At 62.6% G+C, this 2,335-nt stretch carries 4 protein-coding genes; 2 read left to right on the forward strand and 2 right to left on the reverse strand.

Annotation, left to right across the window (positions count from 1 at the left end; translation table 11 throughout):
* Positions 1 to 298: DNA cytosine methyltransferase (locus ACXJKH_RS18815; protein ID WP_457321648.1), on the reverse strand; the 298-nt coding region annotated here is incomplete at its 3' end.
* 295 nt (positions 299 to 593) lie between these two features.
* Between ACXJKH_RS18815 and ACXJKH_RS18820 the strand changes: the two genes are divergently transcribed.
* Both ACXJKH_RS18820 and ACXJKH_RS18825 read left to right on the forward strand, forming a co-directional pair.
* Positions 594 to 893: a SymE family type I addiction module toxin gene (locus ACXJKH_RS18820; protein WP_457321650.1), complete on the forward strand. Its 300-nt coding sequence runs from the start codon at positions 594 to 596 to the stop codon at positions 891 to 893.
* A 112-nt stretch (positions 894 to 1,005) separates the two neighbouring features.
* A complete protein-coding gene (locus tag ACXJKH_RS18825) occupies positions 1,006 to 1,425 on the forward strand; it encodes a hypothetical protein (RefSeq protein WP_457321652.1) in 420 nt (139 codons plus the stop codon).
* 111 nt (positions 1,426 to 1,536) lie between these two features.
* Here ACXJKH_RS18825 and ACXJKH_RS18830 read toward each other — a convergent pair whose 3' ends face one another.
* The gene (locus tag ACXJKH_RS18830) at positions 1,537 to 2,208 is read right to left on the reverse strand and encodes a hypothetical protein (RefSeq protein ID WP_457321654.1); all 672 of its coding nucleotides are present in this window, start codon (positions 2,206 to 2,208) and stop codon (positions 1,537 to 1,539) included.
* Positions 2,209 to 2,335 lie beyond the last annotated feature (127 nt).

The raw sequence follows: 2,335 nt of genomic DNA on the forward strand, positions 1-2,335 counted from the left end.
TTACCGCATAGGGGTCCCATTCGCTGGTGAACACGCAGCGGCCACCCTGCTTCTCAAAGGCCGTGCGGATGCCACCGATCCCCGCGAATAGGTCGATGAAACGGAACTTTCCTTCGCCGGTCGGCGGCTCGCCGAAGGGCAGCAGGCGCTGGCGGATCGCGTCTGCAATGTAGGGCTTGGGCTCGGTCTCGCGAACTTGCCAGCGTTTGACGGTCTTCGGATCAACTCCAAGGGCTTGGGCGACCTCCTTCGTTGAAAAGCGCTGGAGGGAAAGGTCGATCAGCTCGTACGTATTCATGGATGCTCCGGGAATTCAGCGGACAGTATGTCCAATTTCGTCCCGTGGGTGAAGAGGGGGTATCGCTGGAGGCAGCGCTGAGGGGTCAGGGAAGCCCGTGTGGGACGTTGACACTGGGCCGTCTCAAAGACTGCGACCGCAACTGGTGCAGTCGATGGAGCTTTGCCGTTCAAGAGGAACAAACGATTTCCAAAGCTCTTCACCATCCCGAATGATGTTCACCGAGCGTAGAAACTCCTCTGGCACCCACCTTCCTTGCCATCCCGGCAAGGGCAAGCCCTGCAGGAGGTCCAACATGTTGACGCCGTGGGAAGACGAACCCGTTGACGCGCGCCCCAAGCGCAAACCCTACGCCCGCCCCGCACGCAGCTACCGCGTAGGCGCGCTGACGTACCCGGACCGCGAAGAGCGCGGTCCCACCGAGATTGTCCCCTACCTCAAGCTGCGCGGCCGCTGGCTGGACAAGCTCGGCTTCGACGTAGGCGCCCGCCTGAAGGTTGAGGCCACGCACGGCAGCATCACCCTTACGGTGGTGGAGCGGCCGGTGGTGGTGCCCCCAAAGATCCCCAGGAAGTTGCAGCGGCAAGCCCGCTGAGCGGCAGCGCCCAGTCGTGCGGTGGGCCGCTGCACGGCCATGGCCCGCCAGCCCGTGCAGGGCCCATGGCCAGATGACGCCGGTGCGTGCCGGGGCTCGGCAGCACCGCACGATGACAGGCAAACGCCAGCACATCGCTGCACGTCCGGTGCGGTGTGGCTGTGCATTCGGTTTCACTACCCAGCAGTGGGAGCAACTCATGAGCAAGAGTGTCTTCATGCAGCTACAGATGGAAGCCGGCTTGCGCGCCAGCTTCCAGGAAGCGGCCGAGCGCCAACACCGACCCGCCGCACAGGTGCTGCGGCAGTTGATGCGGGCGTACGTGGTCACGCAGTGCGATGCAGAGGCGGTCGCTGTGGGCCGAAGGCTTGAAGCGGTGAGGCGCGCAGCGGCGTCGGTGGCGCTGGATGCGCCGGCGGTGGGCGAGGGGCCGTTGGAGGAGGCGCCGGGGTTTTCGAGCATTGATCGGGATCTGGAGGAAATGGCACGGCGGCAGCAGGGGTGGGGGTGCTGTCCGTTTGGTGTGGCGTGAGGTACGCAGGTCGCGCTGGCGTGGCTGGATGCTGGTGATGGTAATTGCGGGGCGGCCCACCAGACAGGCGGGCCGCCCTGCGGTGGGCTGGGTAGAGCTATACCTGCCGACCTACTGTGCGAAGTGAGTACCCCTGTCCGATCCGCACACCCTCGGGATGCACACGTCCATAGACGTGTTCACAAAGCGCGAGGCGTGCACAATACAAGCCACAGAAATCGCGGTGTTCTCCCTGAATGCGTTGGCGTAGTGGGTGACGGATGCGTACGAGCAACGCCCATTGTCCACGCCAACTGTCGCCCTCCGTTCTCCCCCCACCGAGCTCTCTACTCTTATCTGGCCATTAGATGTAAAGGTGGCGCCGACAGGGACACGGCCGTTTGGAGCAATCGCGGTCGCCCAGTCAGCTGCCTTCGGTTGACTTTGACCCTCATCCAAAGCATCCGCATCCGAGCTGCTGCAGGCCCAGCCCGCAGCAGAACCGACAACGATGCCCTCGCCAGGGGATGGCGACATGCCCATCGCGTCGCAGAACGCCTGGTGGTACAGCTTGGTGGCCTCGGTCTGCTCATCGTAACGATAGACGTGACGTCCAAAGCCATCTGACTTCAGCAGCTGATCCACCTCCACCATTCCGCCGTTGAAGTCGGTCCATTCGGTTCTTCTGATGATGTGCCCAATTCCATCCGACTCCGCCACAACCTGGTCAACGCTGAGTGGYCGTTCTTCCGCGCATAGCTGGGCGGACGCCAGGATCCCGATGACTACTGCTATTGACTTCATTCTCACTTAGAACCTCCTGCCCACGAAATGTGGAGGGCAAAGGGTCATCCTTGGCTACGGTCAAGTCAGTGATCAAGGTCGTGTGCTGGAGCTTTGCAGGTTTTTCCTACCATGATCTGTGCAGTTC

Source organism: Stenotrophomonas sp. P5_B8 (assembly GCF_054049855.1).

Excerpts from the sequence above, each read along its gene's own strand:
- ACXJKH_RS18820 (WP_457321650.1), top strand. The coding sequence starts at position 594 with ATGTTGACGCCGTGGGAAGACGAACCCGTTGACGCGCGCCCCAAGCGC.
- ACXJKH_RS18825 (WP_457321652.1), top strand. The coding sequence starts at position 1,006 with ATGACAGGCAAACGCCAGCACATCGCTGCACGTCCGGTGCGGTGTGGC.